This window comes from Desulfuromusa ferrireducens (assembly GCF_055389805.1).
Genome location: NZ_AP042415.1, coordinates 3,996,009 through 4,012,205 on the forward strand (window position 1 = coordinate 3,996,009; position 16,197 = coordinate 4,012,205).

20 protein-coding genes are annotated in these 16,197 nt (G+C 48.4%); 1 reads left to right on the forward strand and 19 read right to left on the reverse strand.

Annotated elements, in window-relative coordinates:
- Positions 1–61 precede the first annotated feature (61 nt).
- The 12 genes from ACZ5PT_RS17910 to gmhB all read right to left on the reverse strand — a co-directional run bounded on the left by ACZ5PT_RS17910 (position 62) and on the right by gmhB (position 8,066).
- Positions 62–1,069: an NAD-dependent epimerase gene (locus tag ACZ5PT_RS17910; RefSeq protein WP_464264380.1), complete on the reverse strand. Its 1,008-nt coding sequence runs from the start codon at positions 1,067–1,069 to the stop codon at positions 62–64.
- Between the two features lie 75 nt (positions 1,070–1,144).
- Positions 1,145–1,699: a dTDP-4-dehydrorhamnose 3,5-epimerase gene (rfbC, locus tag ACZ5PT_RS17915; protein ID WP_464264381.1), complete on the reverse strand. Its 555-nt coding sequence runs from the start codon at positions 1,697–1,699 to the stop codon at positions 1,145–1,147.
- 27 nt (positions 1,700–1,726) lie between these two features.
- Positions 1,727–2,086: a four helix bundle protein gene (locus ACZ5PT_RS17920; protein WP_464264382.1), complete on the reverse strand. Its 360-nt coding sequence runs from the start codon at positions 2,084–2,086 to the stop codon at positions 1,727–1,729.
- Positions 2,087–2,224: 138 nt separating this feature from the next.
- Positions 2,225–3,103, reverse strand: coding sequence for a glucose-1-phosphate thymidylyltransferase RfbA (gene rfbA / locus ACZ5PT_RS17925; RefSeq protein ID WP_464264383.1), 879 nt, complete (start codon positions 3,101–3,103; stop codon positions 2,225–2,227).
- Positions 3,104–3,164: 61 nt separating this feature from the next.
- On the reverse strand, positions 3,165–3,353 hold the full coding sequence (locus ACZ5PT_RS17930; RefSeq protein WP_464266763.1) for a GxxExxY protein: 189 nt from the start codon (positions 3,351–3,353) through the stop codon (positions 3,165–3,167).
- A gap of 255 nt (positions 3,354–3,608) precedes the next feature.
- Positions 3,609–3,989 (reverse strand): GxxExxY protein, encoded by a 381-nt coding sequence (locus ACZ5PT_RS17935; RefSeq protein WP_464264384.1) that lies wholly within the window; start codon positions 3,987–3,989, stop codon positions 3,609–3,611.
- Positions 3,990–4,266: 277 nt separating this feature from the next.
- Positions 4,267–5,202, reverse strand: coding sequence for a dTDP-4-dehydrorhamnose reductase (rfbD, locus tag ACZ5PT_RS17940; RefSeq protein WP_464264385.1), 936 nt, complete (start codon positions 5,200–5,202; stop codon positions 4,267–4,269).
- Positions 5,195–5,398 carry a four helix bundle protein gene (locus tag ACZ5PT_RS17945; protein ID WP_464264386.1) on the reverse strand — a complete coding sequence of 68 codons (204 nt, stop codon included), beginning with the start codon at positions 5,396–5,398 and terminating at the stop codon, positions 5,195–5,197. Before ACZ5PT_RS17945 ends, rfbD begins: the two co-directional genes overlap by 8 nt.
- A gap of 41 nt (positions 5,399–5,439) precedes the next feature.
- Positions 5,440–5,715, reverse strand: a complete 276-nt coding sequence (locus ACZ5PT_RS17950) for a four helix bundle protein (RefSeq protein ID WP_464264387.1) — start codon at positions 5,713–5,715, stop codon at positions 5,440–5,442.
- 15 nt (positions 5,716–5,730) lie between these two features.
- Positions 5,731–6,795, reverse strand: a complete 1,065-nt coding sequence (rfbB, locus tag ACZ5PT_RS17955) for a dTDP-glucose 4,6-dehydratase (protein WP_464264388.1) — start codon at positions 6,793–6,795, stop codon at positions 5,731–5,733.
- Between the two features lie 260 nt (positions 6,796–7,055).
- Positions 7,056–7,340, reverse strand: coding sequence for a ComEA family DNA-binding protein (locus ACZ5PT_RS17960; protein ID WP_464264389.1), 285 nt, complete (start codon positions 7,338–7,340; stop codon positions 7,056–7,058).
- A gap of 150 nt (positions 7,341–7,490) precedes the next feature.
- Positions 7,491–8,066, reverse strand: coding sequence for a D-glycero-beta-D-manno-heptose 1,7-bisphosphate 7-phosphatase (gene gmhB / locus ACZ5PT_RS17965; protein ID WP_464264390.1), 576 nt, complete (start codon positions 8,064–8,066; stop codon positions 7,491–7,493).
- A 96-nt stretch (positions 8,067–8,162) separates the two neighbouring features.
- Between gmhB and ACZ5PT_RS17970 the strand changes: the two genes are divergently transcribed.
- Positions 8,163–8,972, forward strand: coding sequence for a glycosyltransferase family 2 protein (locus tag ACZ5PT_RS17970; protein ID WP_464264391.1), 810 nt, complete (start codon positions 8,163–8,165; stop codon positions 8,970–8,972).
- Here ACZ5PT_RS17970 and waaF read toward each other — a convergent pair whose 3' ends face one another.
- The 7 genes from waaF to ACZ5PT_RS18005 are packed head-to-tail and all read right to left on the reverse strand — an operon-like array spanning position 8,973 to position 16,189.
- Positions 8,973–10,034 (reverse strand): lipopolysaccharide heptosyltransferase II, encoded by a 1,062-nt coding sequence (gene waaF / locus ACZ5PT_RS17975; protein WP_464264392.1) that lies wholly within the window; start codon positions 10,032–10,034, stop codon positions 8,973–8,975. It lies immediately after the preceding gene.
- Complete coding sequence (gene hldE, locus ACZ5PT_RS17980) at positions 10,027–11,499, reverse strand: bifunctional D-glycero-beta-D-manno-heptose-7-phosphate kinase/D-glycero-beta-D-manno-heptose 1-phosphate adenylyltransferase HldE (protein WP_464264393.1); 1,473 nt, start codon at positions 11,497–11,499, stop codon at positions 10,027–10,029. Before hldE ends, waaF begins: the two co-directional genes overlap by 8 nt.
- Before the next feature lies 1 nt (position 11,500).
- Positions 11,501–12,460 (reverse strand): GSU2086 family protein, encoded by a 960-nt coding sequence (locus tag ACZ5PT_RS17985; RefSeq protein ID WP_464264394.1) that lies wholly within the window; start codon positions 12,458–12,460, stop codon positions 11,501–11,503.
- Positions 12,461–12,471: 11 nt separating this feature from the next.
- Positions 12,472–13,044 carry a D-sedoheptulose 7-phosphate isomerase gene (gene gmhA, locus ACZ5PT_RS17990; protein WP_464264395.1) on the reverse strand — a complete coding sequence of 191 codons (573 nt, stop codon included), beginning with the start codon at positions 13,042–13,044 and terminating at the stop codon, positions 12,472–12,474.
- A 10-nt stretch (positions 13,045–13,054) separates the two neighbouring features.
- On the reverse strand, positions 13,055–14,131 hold the full coding sequence (locus ACZ5PT_RS17995; protein ID WP_464264396.1) for a glycosyltransferase: 1,077 nt from the start codon (positions 14,129–14,131) through the stop codon (positions 13,055–13,057).
- Complete coding sequence (locus tag ACZ5PT_RS18000) at positions 14,112–15,242, reverse strand: O-antigen ligase family protein (RefSeq protein ID WP_464264397.1); 1,131 nt, start codon at positions 15,240–15,242, stop codon at positions 14,112–14,114. The genes ACZ5PT_RS17995 and ACZ5PT_RS18000 overlap by 20 nt, the downstream gene beginning before the upstream one ends.
- 8 nt (positions 15,243–15,250) lie before the next feature.
- Positions 15,251–16,189: a CgeB family protein gene (locus ACZ5PT_RS18005; RefSeq protein WP_464264398.1), complete on the reverse strand. Its 939-nt coding sequence runs from the start codon at positions 16,187–16,189 to the stop codon at positions 15,251–15,253.
- Between the last annotated feature and the right edge of the window lie 8 nt (positions 16,190–16,197).

Sequence of the window (16,197 nt, forward strand, 5' to 3'; positions counted from 1 at the left end):
AAAAGTTGGAGGATAAACAGTCGGAAAAGATGCACAACATCGACTTCTGAAAAATATCTGATTATTTGACGAAATATCCTTTATACCAACTAACAAACTGCCGCACACCATCTTCAATCGAGGTCTCCGGCTTAAAGCCGACATCTGCAATTAGGTCATCAACATTAGCATAGGTTTGCGGCACATCCCCCGGCTGAATTGGCATCAGCTCTTTTTCTGCAACAACCCCCAACTCTTTTTCCAACGTCTCTATCAAGTACATCAATTCAACCGGCTGATTGTTGCCTATATTATAAATCCGATAGGGAGCAGCACTCGTCCCCGGATCGGGGCTAGCACCACTCCAGTCTTCATTTGGCTCAGCGGTCCTGTCAAGTGTCCGCACCACTCCTTCAACGATGTCATCAACATAGGTAAAATCGCGTAGCATTTTCCCATAGTTAAAAACCTTAATCGGCTCCCCCGCCAGCATGGCTTTAGTGAACAGAAACATCGCCATATCCGGACGTCCCCAAGGACCGTAAACAGTGAAAAAGCGCAAACCAGTTGTCGGCAAACGATAGAGATGGCTATAGGTGTGGGCCATCAATTCATTAGCTTTTTTAGTAGCTGCATAGAGAGAGAGTGGATGATCGATATTGTCGTGAATGGAAAACGGCATAGTGGTGTTTGCGCCGTAAACCGAGGAAGAGGAAGCATAGACTAAGTGTTTCACCTCATTATGCCGGCACCCCTCGAGAATATTCGTAAAACCAACCACGTTGGCGTCGATATAGGCGTGGGGATTCTCTAAGGAATAACGCACCCCCGCCTGGGCAGCCAGATTGACGACCTTTTCGAACCGCTCATCTTTGAACAGCTGTGCGATCCCCTTCTGGTCGGCAAGGTCCATACGCACAAAGCGGAAGTTTTTGTGGCCTACAAGTTGGCTCAGGCGGGCTTCTTTGAGGCTGACAGCATAATAATCATTCATATTGTCGAGACCGACAACCTGATCGCCTCGGGATAATAGATATTGCGAGAGATGGAAACCGATAAAACCGGCGGCACCTGTAACGAGAATTTTCATAAATTCCTCATGGTTTTAAGTGGTTAAGTGTTAGATTTCAAGGAAACCATACCACCTAAAATCTAAAACTTATCACTAAAATTCAGCACTGAATTTCTCAGCCTCTTTGAAACTCATCCCCTCGGCATCCCTTGCCGACAGAACCGGGGTGATATCGGCAGGCCAATCGATGGCAAGATCGGCATCATCCCAACGGATACACTGTTCAAATTGGGGGGCGTAGTAGTCAGTAGTCTTGTAGAGAAATTCAGCGTTTTCGCTCAACACAAGAAAACCATGTGCGAACCCCTCTGGCACCCAGAGTTGCCGTTTATTTTCAGCTGAAAGGTGGCACCCCACCCATGTACCGAAGGTTGCCGAGGATTTGCGTAAATCAACCGCGACATCATAGACCTCACCTTGGACAACACGCACCAATTTGCCTTGTGTCTGCTGAGTTTGGTAATGAAGACCACGCAGCACACCCTTTTCTGACCGCGAGTGATTGTCCTGTACAAAGGTCGTCTTCAGACCGGTCAACTCTTCCCAGCGTTGTTGATTGAAACTTTCCAGAAAAAAACCGCGCTCGTCGCCAAAAACGGTAGGTTCGACAATCAGTACGTCAGGAATATCTGTTGCAATAATTTTCATTATGGATATCGTTTTAAGGGTTAAGTTTTAAGCCATTTGGCTCTTAACTGATTTTGTTAATTGATGGAGCATTTTTGACAAATCCACAAGTTCTGCCACCATTTCTTTCTGATCATCATTACTAACAACACCAATTTTCGCTGCTATATACACTTGGGTCCTTAATTCAGCAGCAGAACCCTTGGCGATGTGCAAAAAACGAACAAATTCCTTTTTGGAATCACGCTCGGCACCTTCAGCGATGTTCGATGCGATAGAGACCGCAGCCCTGCACATCTGGTCCTTCAATCCGAAATCGCTACAATCTCTTAACACTTCATATGTATGTACCGCAAGCCGGGAAGCTCGTTTCCAAACATCGAGATCCTCAAAAGACGAATAGCTCATAACGTTAAAACCATTTCAGATTTAAGGTGATAGGTTTTAAGTTTTAAGTTTTAGGATTTATGTTTTAAGGCTTAGGATTTATGCTTTATGATTCACCACCTAACACCTAACACCTAACACCTAACACCTAAAACTGCTTCAAAACTCATCACTTAACACTGACTCCAAATATTCACGGTAACTCGATTTTGGAGTATCTTCAATAACCTGCTGAAATCCATCCCGATCGATAAAGCCCTTACGGTAGGCAACTTCTTCCAGACAGGCAATTTTAACCCCCTGACGCGCTTCAAGGGTACCAATAAAGTGACTCGCTTCAAGCAAGCTCATGTGAGTACCGGTATCAAGCCAAGCGATACCACGCTCCAACTTTTCAACCATCAATTCCTGACGCTGCAGATAAGCCAGGTTGAGGTCGGTTATTTCTAACTCACCTCGAGGAGAGGGGGTCAGTTGCTTGGTCAATTCAACGACCTTCTCGTCATAGAGATAAAGTCCTGGAACCGCATAACGCGATTTCGGTTGTGCCGGTTTTTCCTCGATACCGATCGCCTGACCGCTACGGTCAAACTCAACGACACCATAGCGCTCAGGATCGTTAACCGGATAGCCAAACACCCGGGCTCCGCTCTTAAATTCTGAGAAGATCCGATCCAAATCCATCTTTCCGTAGAAGATATTGTCCCCGAGAATTAACGAGACCGGCTGATTGTCGATAAATTCTTCACCGACCAGAAACGCCTGGGCGATCCCCTTCGGCTCTGGCTGCACCACATAGCTGAGCTTAATTCCCCAGCGACTGCCATCACCTAGCAGAGCTTCAAAGCGAGGGGTATCCTGCGGTGTCGAGATAATCAGAATATCCTGCACTCCGGCGCGCATCAAAATCGACAGCGGATAGTAGATCATCGGCTTGTCGTAGATCGCCTGTAGCTGCTTGCTTGCCACCAGGGTCAGCGGATAGAGACGGGTACCGGAACCACCCGCCAAAACAATTCCTTTTTTAATTCCAGACAACTTAATACTCCTTAGAACAATTGGACACGGATTTCACAGATCGAATCAGATTTATATCAAACTAGCTTTTTAGGTGATTATCAAAAACCTTACGTCTTATTTCTGGCTTTGCCCCAAAGTTGAGCAAAAGACCAACTTCAAAATCGGTCGCTTTGAGATAATTGAGTAGCTGCGCTTCATGATCAGATTGTATCCTGAGGCGGAAATGGCTTTTGACCTTTAGACCACAAACCTTTCTTAGCCTCGGGATTACTCTGGATCAGGTCTGGTTGTAAGCAAAGTCAAAATCGCTGGCATTCTCTTTATCCGATGCTATCAGATTGCATCCTGAGGCTGAAATGGCTTTTGCCCCTTAGACCACAAACCTTTTTTAGCCTCGGGATTACTCTGGATCAAATCTGACTCCAAACAAAGACAAAAGCCCTGGCATTTGCTTTATCCGCCCTTACCAGATTTTATCCTGAAGCTGAAACAGCTCTTGGATTTATGTTAAAATTAGAACATATCATATAGATGAAGAACCAACATACTTTCGTCTTATCTCAACTTTCGAGCCGAAATTAATCAACAAACCAACTTCAAGATCAATCCCCTTAAGGTAGTTTTTAAGTTGCAGTTCGTGGATGGCAGAAATTTTATCAACCGCTTTCAATTCTACAACAACAAGCCCTTCAACAACAAGATCAGCAAAGTAATGCCCTACTTGGGTACCTTTATAAGAGACAGAAATCTCTTTTTGAGGATCTACACTGAGGCCTTGTTTTTTCAATTCGATGCAGAGAGCATTCTCATATACTTTTTCAAGAAATCCACTACCGAGATTATTGTACACTTCGTAGGCACAGCCGATAACTTGTTCTGTTATATTACTGTGAGAAAGCGACATGGACAAAACCTCTTTTTTTAGCCTCGGAATTACTATGGATCAAATCTGATTTCAAACCAGTTCAAAGTCTTTTGGTTTTGACCTATCCGACCTTATCAGATTGTATCCTGAGGCTGAAACAGCTCTTGATCTTCAAGCAATATGGACAAACCTCGGTTTTTAGCCTCGGGATTACTCTGGATAAAATCTGATTTGCCGCCCTGACTTTTAAAATTCTGTTCGAAAGCTCGAATCCAACCAGAACTCTCTGTGCTTGATTCGTTCATAATCAGCATTTTCAGATTTTATCCGTGTCCAATACCCGGTTTTTCAAATAATCATGCAAACTCTGTTGCCAGCCTGGAATTAAAATTCCCGTCGCCTGCTTGATTTTCCCCTTCGAAAGCACCGAATATTTCGGCCTTTCGGCAGGTAGCGGATAACCATCGGTTGGAATCGGCAGGATTTCTTCCACCTGTAAGTCTTCTAAATTTCGAACCTGATTGATAATCTCACGGGCAAACTCAAACCAACTGCACTCGCCTTGGTTACTGTAATGATAAATACCGTAAAGCGGGTGACGGGTGACCGGTGACGGGTGAAGAGTCAAATGCAACAGCGCATAAATAGCACGAGCCAAATCTTCCGTCCAGGTCGGTGTTCCGCGCTGATCGGCAACAACTTTTAACTCGGTTCTTTCTCTGGCAAGCCGAATCATGGTTTCGACAAAGTTGTTGCCCCCAGCACCATACAGCCAACTGGTCCGAACAATGAAATATTTTGCCAAACCGGACTGCTGAATCTGTTGCTCGCCAGAGAGCTTACTCTCTCCATAAACCGAAAGCGGTTGCGTCTGGTCATCCTCCAGATAGGGCGAGGTTTTCATCCCGTCAAAAACAAAATCGGTCGAGATATGAACCAGTACCGCACCTATCTTTAGCGCCAATTCCGCCAGCAAACCGGGTCCATCCCCATTGACCTGCATCGCAAGGTCGCGTTGTTCTTCGCAGCCATCAACGTTGGTATAGGCAGCACAATTGATGATGATCTCTGGACTCTGTTCTTGCAGTGCTAAAACATGCTCCCGATCAGTTAGATCGAACTCGGGCAGATCAAACGACTGAATTACATAGTCGGCCGGCACCAGTTTCTTGATCGCAGTCGCCAGCATGCCGTTGGCGCCGATAAGCGCTATTATTTTGTGACGAGTGACGGGTGACGAGTGACTAGTCAAAACTAGGCTCCAGACTTTTTTTCAAACCAATAATCATGCGACGTATTTCTTGAAGTCCCTTGTCTAGATCGGAACCATCAATCATATAGCCAAGCCTTTGTGCGATCACCACTTGGGTTTCTACTTCCGCCAAAGATCCCCTAGGAGCCTGTCGGACTATCCATGAGCAGACTGCAAATTCGGCTGTTTGGCCCATATTTCAGCTCCTTTTCAGACCATAGCTACGGCTATGCGCTCTCAAATGAGCCAAAACCTGGTCTCAAACCACCAAATTTTCGCTACTGCCCGTATAGTCGGACACCCTCCTAGCGATGAAAGAAAACGGGAGAATTCTTTCTTGCCAGCTCTGCCTGCCCCTTCAGCGATATTGGACGGGATTGAAACTGCAGCTCTTCTAATCTGCGAGGTTAACCCATAAATTTCTTCTTTTGGCCAACCATTGGTTTCGGAGTAAACACGGGTCACCATGTCCACACTTTTCTGCCAAGCCAACAAATCCTTATGACTTTTCATAATACTCGTCACCAGTCACTTATCAACCCCGAGACGTTCCCGTTGATAAGAGCCATCCTGGACCCGCTGGCACCAGACCTGATTGGCCAGATACCACTCGACCGTCTTTCTGATGCCAGTCTCGAAGGTTTCCTGCGGCTCCCAGCCCAGTTCACGCTGAATCTTGCTGGCATCTATGGCATAACGCAGATCGTGGCCAGGGCGGTCCTGCACATAAGTGATCAGATCTTCATAGCGAGAAACGCCTGACGGTTTTTCTGGCGCTAACTCCTCCAGAATGGCACAGAGGGTATGTACAACCTGAATGTTCTGCATTTCATTATGCCCGCCAACATTATAGGTCTCGCCTACTTTCCCTTCGGTGACCACCTTATACAGAGCGCGGGCATGATCCTCGACATACAACCAATCACGCACCTGGTTGCCTTTGCCATAGACAGGGAGCGGTTTCCCTTCTAGGGCATTGAGGATCATCAAGGGGATTAATTTTTCCGGGAAATGAAAAGGACCGTAATTATTAGAACAGTTGGTAATCAGGGTCGGCAGTCCGTAGGTCCGCAGCCAGGCACGGACCAGATGATCGGAACTGGCCTTGCTCGCCGAATAGGGAGAACTGGGTGCGTAGGGAGTTTCTTCGGTAAACAGATCTTCAGGCCCCTCAAGATCGCCATAAACTTCATCGGTCGAGATATGGTGAAAACGGAAATCAGCCTGCGCCGCCGGTGACAGCTTGCTCCAATAGGCGCGGGTGACATCGAGCAGGGTAAAGGTCCCGGTAATATTGGTTTCGATAAAGGCAGCAGGGCCATCAATGGAACGATCGACATGGGACTCGGCAGCCAGATGCATTACAACCGTCGGTTGATGTTGGCTAAAAACCCGTGCAACTTCCGCCCGATCACAAATATCGACCTGTTCAAACGCATATCGACTGCTGGATGCAACATCCACAAGGGAATCCAGATTCCCTGCATAGGTCAGCTTATCCAGATTGACAATCGCATCCTCAGTATTATCAATAATGTGGCGAATAACAGCAGAACCGATAAAGCCTGCTCCGCCTGTAACCAGTATTTTCACCTGCAACCTCACGAGAAAAAAAATTAACGAGTTTTGGGGCTAAAGCAGCTAAACGACGCAGCTCCAAGGGATTTAACACGCGTATTTACTTCTGCCCCAAAAGGAACCAAGAAACATTAGGCAAGCACGACGAACAAAGCCATCTTCATTCAACCTTGCGTTAATTGGTCATTTAAAAATGTAAAAAGGTTGGGAGAGGGGAAATCCCCCTCTCCCAACCGATGCGAAAAGGCTCTGGATCAGTTACTTAATCCGAAGAATTACTTCTTGGACAGGGTCAGATATGGAAGCATCTTCTCCAACTTTTTACCACCTACCCCTTTGACATTATTTAACTCATCCAGGGTTTTGAAGCTCTTGTGCACCTGCCGGTACTCAATAATCCGCTGGGCTAGCACCTCGCCAACCCCTTTTACCTCGAGTAATTGTTCCATGGTCGCCGTGTTGACATCAATCTTGTCCAAAGCCAGTGCCGGCAGACTACCGACTGACAACACGACCCCCAACACCAATGCACAGACAACTTTTCTCACTACAGTTTTCATAATCCCTCCCACCTTCTATCAGGCGCCCCTAGGGCGGTTTAAGATCTCAACGAGACCTTTTCGCCGTAATAAAAAACTTTAGTCCATTAAAAAAGAAATGAATAGTAACATCTCAACCAGTACTTGGGAAGAGCCAAAAAGATCAAGCGATTAGCTGCTTCTAGTCATGATTTCTGCGGCGGCCGCGGCAAGATCTGCGACGACCTGTACACCATACTTACGAGCACTGTCTATATGGTTTTCACCATAACCGGTTCGAACCAGAAAGGTTTGACAGTCCGCCGCTGTCCCCGCCAGGATATCGGCCTCCTTGTCCCCGACCATAAAGGATTGCCGCAGATCGATGTCCAATTCGAGTGCCGCCTGCTGCAACATCCCTGGCTTCCCTTTTCGACAGTCACAATCCTGTAGATAGTCTCCGCTGCCGGCGGTTGGATGATGCGGGCAGATATAAATACCTGCCAGACTGACACCAACCTCCGCAAGCAAATCGGTCATATGCTGGTGAAGGCGAGCGACCTGGGCTTCGGAAAAATAACCGCGCGCAACCCCAGATTGATTGGTCACAACAACCAATAAAAAACCAGCATCCTGGAGTTTCTTCAACGCAGCAGGCACACCGGGGATAAATTCAAACTCAGTCGGATCGATCAGGTAGTCCTTCTCGACATTAATCGTCCCATCACGATCGAGAAAAACTGCCGGACGTAATTTCGTATGGTTCATTGTTGACCTTATCTCTGATCAGCAGTTGCAGAAACAGAGCAGGAAAGCTAATATCCCCCAACTCAATGACCACTGTGCTGCAGAAGGAGCGCCACCATGGAAAAACTATCCGCATTTGTGACCACCTTCAATAATGCTCACACCTTGCGTATTTGCTTAGAAAGCGTCAAGTGGGCGGATGAAATTGTCGTGCTCGATTCCTTCAGCACCGATGAAACCATGCAGATTGCGGCAGAATTTGGCGCAAAAACCTTCCAGCACAAATTTCTTGGTTACGGCCCACAGAAACAATCGGCACTGGAGAAAACCAGTCACCGCTGGGTTCTGCTGCTGGATGCCGACGAGGCTCTCTCCCCGGAGCTGCAGCAGGAAGTTAAAGAATTACTACAACAAGGTCCAAGCTGCGCTGGCTACGAGCTGCCACGTCAGGAACAGATGTTCTGGCAAATGGCCAGTACCAAGTCGCGACTAAATGGCTTTCTACGTCTGTTTGATAAAACCAAGGCGCATGTTTCCGACATGCCAATCCACGCTGCGCCAAAAGTCGCTGGTAAAATCGGACGATTAAATGGCGCGTTCTACCATTTCGGTGAAGTCGACATCCACACCAAGGTCGACAAGGTCAATCACTACTCAACTGGACTGGTTGCTGATAAAATCGCCAAAGGCAAGAAAGCCTCACCTTGGATTCTGCTTTTCTATCCGCCGTTCTTTTTCCTACGGATTTTCCTTTTCAAGCGTAACTATCGAAACGGTTGGGCCGGCTTTATCGCCTCAGTAACCATGGCCTTTTACGCCTTTATGAAGTACGCGAAATTATACGAATATGAGCAACAGCAAAAATATGGCACCACACTTCTGCCGGCGTGTGCTCCACAACCGGAGCAGAAAAACCGGCCGAAATAATCAAAGAGCTCCCATTTCACATAACTTCTCAATAACCAGCTCCGGGGTCACCAGTTTCATGCAACTGTGATGGTCGCAGGGCTTCTTACAGTAACAGTTGAGACAATCAAGACCCGTGGTCTGAAGAGCCTGGACATTATCACCGATCGGCGTAACCCGACGCGGATCGGTCGGGCCACAGACCACCAGCATCGGTCGGTCTGCTGCCGAAGCGACATGGGCAGTCCCGGTATCGTTCCCAACGATCAGTCGCGCCCCTGCAGCGAGCGGCACAATATCAACAATCTGGGTTTTGCCACAAAGGTTGACAATCCATTCCTGCCCGACGGCAGTCCTGATATTCTCACACTCGTCCATTTCATCCGGCCCGCCGACGATTGCCACCTTTAGCCCTTGAGCATGCAACAAATGCGCAAGGCCGCTATAGTTATCCGCACCCCAACGTTTCAGATAACCAGCCGCCTGACAACCAGGCAAAAAAACCGCGTAGCGATCCGGCAACAGACCATGCTCCTTCTGCAGCGCTTCAGTTCTCTGTCGCGCTGCAGCATCGATATGCAACACTGGCCGTGGAGTAAGCGCCGGTATCCCGGCAGATTCAAGAGCACGCTGCTGGACAGTGAAAGGGTGAATCGGCAGCACTTTGGGTGGTTCAGGTGCCAAGTTGTAGGGATATCGCTTGTGGTTCCCAAGACGGTGCGGAACTTTGCCACCGGTCAAATGCAGTGCGGTCATCAGCCAACGACTGCGATCGTTTGACTGCAGATCTACAATCAGATCGTAATTGCGATGGCGTACCTCACGCACCCAACGCCAGAAACCCTTCGGCCCCTTCTCCGTTTTTCGCAGATCAACGGTAATGATCTCGTTAAAACGGGGGTCGTGTTGAAACAGGCGATCCCAGGGAGGGAGGATATTCAGATCGATACTGGCAGCGGGAAATGCCTGACGGATATCTTCAAACAGTGCCGTGGAGATAATAATATCTCCCATAGCACTCCATTTAATGATCAGAATTTTGCTGATTGATTTATCAGAAGGCAGATTATTCAACTTATTCATCCCGGTACATGCTTAAAACTTTGTCGATGATGTTGGTCGTCGACTTGCCATCGACAAACTGAATCAGCTCAACCCGACCACCATAGCTTTCCACCAGTTCTTTGCCGACTACCTCGTTTGGCAGATAATCACCGCCCTTGACCAGAATCTGCGGACGAACCTGCTGTAACAATTCGAGCGGAGTATCCTCATCAAAGATGGCGAGATAATCGATACAATCGAGCGCAGCAAGGATCTGCGCCCGCTCGGTCTCATCCAGAAGCGGCCGTTTCGGGCCTTTTAGTCTGCGAATCGAATCATCGGAGTTAAGACCTAAAACCAGCAAATCCCCGAGGTTACGGGCCTGCTGCAAATATTTGACGTGCCCGGCATGCAGCAAATCGAAACAGCCGTTGGTAAAGACGATTTTCTTGCCAGCGGCGCGGAGCGAATCGAGCAAATCAGCCAACTCATCGCGGGGCAGGATTTTCGTATCGGTCTGACGGTTACGGCGAGTGTAATCGTTTAAAATTTCAGCAGCAGTCACCGTCGATGTACCCAACTTGCCGACGACGATCCCAGCGGCAAGATTTGCTAACCGTGCGGCATCACTCAGACCTGCACCGACCGCCAAAGCAGCGCCAATAACGGCAATCACCGTATCCCCAGCACCAGAGACATCAAACACCTCCCGAGCTTCGGTCGGCAGATGTTCGACCTGGCCGTCGGCGGAAAACAGGCTCATCCCCTCTTCACTACGGGTCAGCACCAATGCATCGAGCTGCTGATCGTCTAGCAAAACAGCACCAGCTTTCAGCAAAGAGGCGTCATCATTGATCACAATCCCAGTGGCAACCTCAGCTTCGCGCCGATTCGGAGTCAGCAGTGTTGCGCCGCGATAACGACTAAAATCGACACCCTTGGGATCGACAATCACCGGCAGCTTGGCTTGATGACACTGCTTGGTAATTTGATGCAACAAATCAGCAGTGAGCACCCCCTTCAGATAATCCGACAGCAACACCGCACCAACCTCCGGTAACTGCTGCTGAACATATTCAAGCAGAGACTCTTGCTCTTCAACTGATATCTCACCAGTGCTTTCCCGATCAATCCGCAGCATCTGCTGATGACTGGCCAGCACCCGACTTTTGCGACTGGTGGTCCGTTGTGGGGACTGCTGAACACCGGTGCTATCGACACCGCGTTGCGACAGCAATCTCAGTAGTTTTTGACCATCCTCATCAGCACCAACCACCGATGCGACGGAAACCTGACAACCGAGCGAGAGCAGGTTATTAACCACATTTCCCGCGCCACCGAGACGCAACTCATCCCGTTCCACCTCAACCACCTGCACCGGTGCCTCGGGTGAAATCCGGCTGGTCTTCCCCCAGATATATTTATCGAGCATCAGATCACCGACCACCAAAACCTTGACGTTGGCAATTGAATTCAACAGTTGTTCCATCTGTTGCCGATTCATCTCAAGACTCCCTGCGCAGGCCATCAAGAATGGCGTGGGCCAACAGCGGAATATTTATCTCGTGGTGGCCGGTAATGGTGTAGCCGCGCCCCTGCCCTGAGGTCGGCCGTTTGACAACATTCTGCAGCGGTCGGTAATGCTGGATCATGTCAAAGTTTGCCGTAGTGAAATTATCGACCTGATGACCAAGATTCTGCGCAATGGAAAGAGCCTTGAGAAAAACTTCCGGCAACAACACCGCCGACCCGACGTTCAACCAAACACCACCATCGCCAAGGTCGGCCACAACCGAGGTCAGCAAACGGAAATCGTGCATCGATAACTCGCCGATCACCGCGCCGTCCGCCTGAGGATGCTGGTGGATGATGTCGGTGCCGAGGGCCACGTGAACAGTCGCCGGGATCTCATTTATTACGCAGCTTGCCAGCAGGCTGGATTCCATATATTGATGAGCATTGTCGACAATCGCCCGACCGATCGCTTCGCCGAAACCGAAGCCCTGCTCCAGTCCAACCCTTAAAGCGGTATTCATCCCGCCGCCAGTCTCTTCCGAAAAACCGAAATCCCCCGATTGCAGCACCGCACCGACATCCTCGGAGGTTGCGCCGACCAGGGAAACTTCGTAATCATGGATCGCCGCCGAACCATTCATCGCCACGGCAGTGATAATCCCAGCATCGATCAGCTTTTTCAGCACCGGTTGCAAACCACACTTGATAACGTGCCCGCCCATCGCCAACACCACCGGTCGGCCATTTCGATGCGCATTGATAACCGCAGCAACGACACCACGCAGAGATTCGGCACCAAGCAGATTGGGCAAGCTGGCAAAAAAATCACTGAAGGTACTATCAGCGGTTGGCTCAGCGGCAAAATGCTCGGCAACATTCACTTTATTATTGCGGGTCTTAATTGAATAGGTGGTAATTTTATCTAGACATATCGGAGTATATTTTTTCATCAGATTTCCATTTATTTAATCAGGCTCTCAGCATCGATCAATTCACAAAGAATATGAATAATCAGCAGATGCATCTCCTGGACTCTTGCCGTTCTTTGCGTTGGCACAACGAGAGAGCAATCAACCATAGCAGCAATGCTGCCGCCATCATGACCGGTCAAGCCGACAGTCGCACAACCAATCTGTTTCGCTGCCTGTAAAGCGACAAGGACATTCTGCGAATTACCACTGGTGGAAATCCCGATCAACAAATCTTTTTCGCCAGCCAAGGCCTCGACCTGCCGCGAAAAGACTCGCTCAAAACCGTAATCGTTGCCGATGGCGGTTAAACAGGAGCTATCGGTCGTCAGCGCGATAGCCGGCAGGCCGCAGCGCTCGACTTCAAAACGCCCGACCAGTTCGGCAGCAAAATGCTGGGCATCAGCAGCGGAACCGCCATTGCCACAGACGAGAATTTTCCCGCCATTATTCAAGCAATTCGTCAGCGTCTGCGCACAGACTGAAATTTGTCCTGCCAGTTCGGTACGAACCAATTCGGCCAAGGCAATATGCTCAGCAAATGAGTTATCTACAACTGCATCCATAACACTCCTATCAGTCGGCAGGAAGCAAGGGTTTTAAGGCAGCAACCAAACTGGCGGAAATCGATGCCATGGAAAAGTGACTTTCGTAGGTTTGACGTGCCAAACGCCCCATCTCGGCAAGCGCCGCACGCTTGCCAAGTAATTCAGCAATTTTATCAGCCAACTGCTGCGGATTATCAGCAGGCACCCAACCGATGCCGAGGTTATCGTTATCATCAAAGGAATCGGGATAAGCGGGTGCCGTCCGTGTCACCAGCGGTTTGCCACAGGCGAGGGATTGATAAACCTTGTTCGGGATCACCCGGCCGGCTTTAGCTGAAGAACCGAAGACTCCCAATAAGATATCGGCTTGATTGATCACATCGGGAAGCTCTTCATAAGGCAACCAGGAGACAAATTCAACGTTTGCCAATCCGATTGCCTTACTACGGCATTCTTCGAGTAGCGGCCCCTGGCCAACCATCTTCCAAACAACCGGTGGACCGTTATACAACCGAGCCGCTTCGACAATAACCTGAGGGCCCTGCAAATTCAGAAAGCTACCGTAAAACAAAACTGTCGGTACGGTCTCAGCTATTGCTGAATTCCTGTGCGGCCTAAAAACATCCTCTTCAGCGCCAACCGGGACGACTGCGATGCGTTCAGTCTCGGCTCCGAGCGTTTCAGAAAAAAACCTGCCATGCTCCCAAGTGTCGGCAATAAGCAAATCAGCCTTGCTGAAGATTTTCCGCTCCCACCGCAACAGCTTCTGCGCTTGACGACTTTGAGGGGGGAATTTTTGTCGCTCAAAAACCTGTTTATCGTAAGCGCTGATTAGCGGATCAAAAACGACCGGGATTTGCTTTTTTCGCCCCCAACGCACCGCAGCAGACAGATCACGCTGACGAAAACAAGGGACCCAAATCAGATCGGTAGCAGGTAATCGACTGAGGGCAGCTTCCCAAGCCCCAAAACGACTTAACCTGGGTTGAAAATCGAAGACTTGCCAGCCAAGTTGACCGAATATCTCCCTGAGGACACGATTACGCGAATAATCAGCATCGAAATGTCCCCACCAGAGAACTTGCCTAGTCACTACAAAACTCATGATCAGTATCCCGTTTCTCAATCCGCTGTGAATAAATCAGACCGAGGAAAAAGGCAAGGGTCCCCGCGAACCGAAAACTGGAAAACTTAAGATCAAACTGCCCCATGACCAAAAAAGAAATAATCGCAATCCACCCGGCAATAACAAGGTGGTTATTGGGGTAAGAGTAGCGAGTGAATATGCGCCAAAGAAAGAAAATAAAAATCATCATAAAAAACAAACCGCACAGACCGCTGGTAACAAAAATTTCCAGAAAAACATTATGTGCGGTTCGAGATATGAGTCCAAGCTGATCGATCAGATCTTTTGTCCCATTGAATCCATAACCGAAAAATAGATTTTTATCAACCGTCTCCGTAACCAATCCCGTCCAAAGCCCCTCGCGTTCGCTAAGGCTAAACCCCTTCCAATTGTACTTAAAGAACAATAGTGAAAGACCAGATACGATAACCGCACAAGCCCCCAACCAATATCTCCGGCGAAGACTATTCTTAAAAAGCAGCAAAGCGACCGTGGCCACGGCAATACCGAGCCAAGCCCCACGCCCATTTGTCAAAAAGAGAAGATATAAGGCAATAGGCAAGCCAAGAAGTGAAATAGAGTTTAACCATTTAGGTCGCCACGAATCGACTGCAGGGAATAACAAACAGATGAAAATGATTAACAAGACAGCTGCATTGTTTGGATTTTCAAAATAAGAATAAAAAAGACCTCCACGCTGCGGAAAAAACAAAGTTCCCACAACAAGCAACAAGCTGATCAGGTTGACTAATGCCCAAGATTTTTTGTCCTGTACCCACCGCGCAAAAGCGAAGCCAACGGGGAAGAGCAGAAGGCCACGTAGCACATCGTAGAGGCCCTTAAATGAGTGTTTCGGTACATATGAAGTCAGAGAAAAAAACAACGCATAGCCCATGAAAACGAAAAAAGCAATCTTCAGATTTTTTTCAACCTGATAGTTTCCCCTCTCAACCCAAGCAAAAAGATAGAGGGGCAGCAGAAGCAAGGATGTCCCCTTCCACGGAAGGTAGTAACCACAGATGCAGGCCGTCAACAAACTAACAAGCAATGCTTTCCCGTATGGACGATTGAACATTTCAGAAAATTTCATCATATAACTTATAACAACTGATCGAGAACAGTTTGGACTCTATGGACATAGGTATGCTCAGCTTCCACCCGCGACATGGCATTTGCTGCCAATTTTTTTCTAAGTTCTGAGTCAGCGAGCAACATCTTTGTTTTTTCCAACATCTCTTCAGTTTCAGTAAAGGTTAGAATCTCTCTTTCAGGCTCAAAATATTTTTCTATCCCCGGGCGATACTCAACCAGTTGTGGGATACCGTAGCCAGCACATTCGAAGGTTCGCATATTGGTGCCTTGGCGTACAACCTTAGCATGTAGATTTAATGACAGTTGATGATCGGCATATATCTGACCCATTTTTTCATTGCGGACCGAAGGGGAAAACTTTCCAGGATGACGCCAAAACAGAGGATGCCGAAGGAAATAATTTCCGACCACCGAGAAACTGATACCGGTGTTTAATAAGGCTTCCATATAAGGATCCCGCTTGTGATCCTTGTTGCCGATAAAACATAACTGTTTCCGTTCGCTTCTCGATTTATGCCAATGATGGATATCAGGGCTAAACGCAAAGCCCAACTCCCCGCCGAGACACTCATCAGGCAGAACCTTGGCAACATTCAGCAGATAGCCCGCATCGGAGAGATAGACTTTTGCATAGGGAGCATAATCACCCGGGGCAGGATTCGGACCGTCAGTCAGCCAGAGCACATTTCCGGCATGATACTCCAATCCAGAAAAGCCTGGGAGATGGTTGATAAAAAATGCAAGGTCACGCTCTTTTGTCGCAACTCGATCGAGAAGCCTCTTCTCCCATTTTTTTCTGTTCGCGCGATAACTGACCTTTTCAGCAATAGAGATCGGCCTCGTTGAAACCCACTCAACCCTTCCAGGGAAAAGGGTGTTCAGTGCAGCATAAACATAGTTGGCCAGTCCACCCCGCCAAGGTTTTGCAACCAGCAAAACTTTCATCCGACACC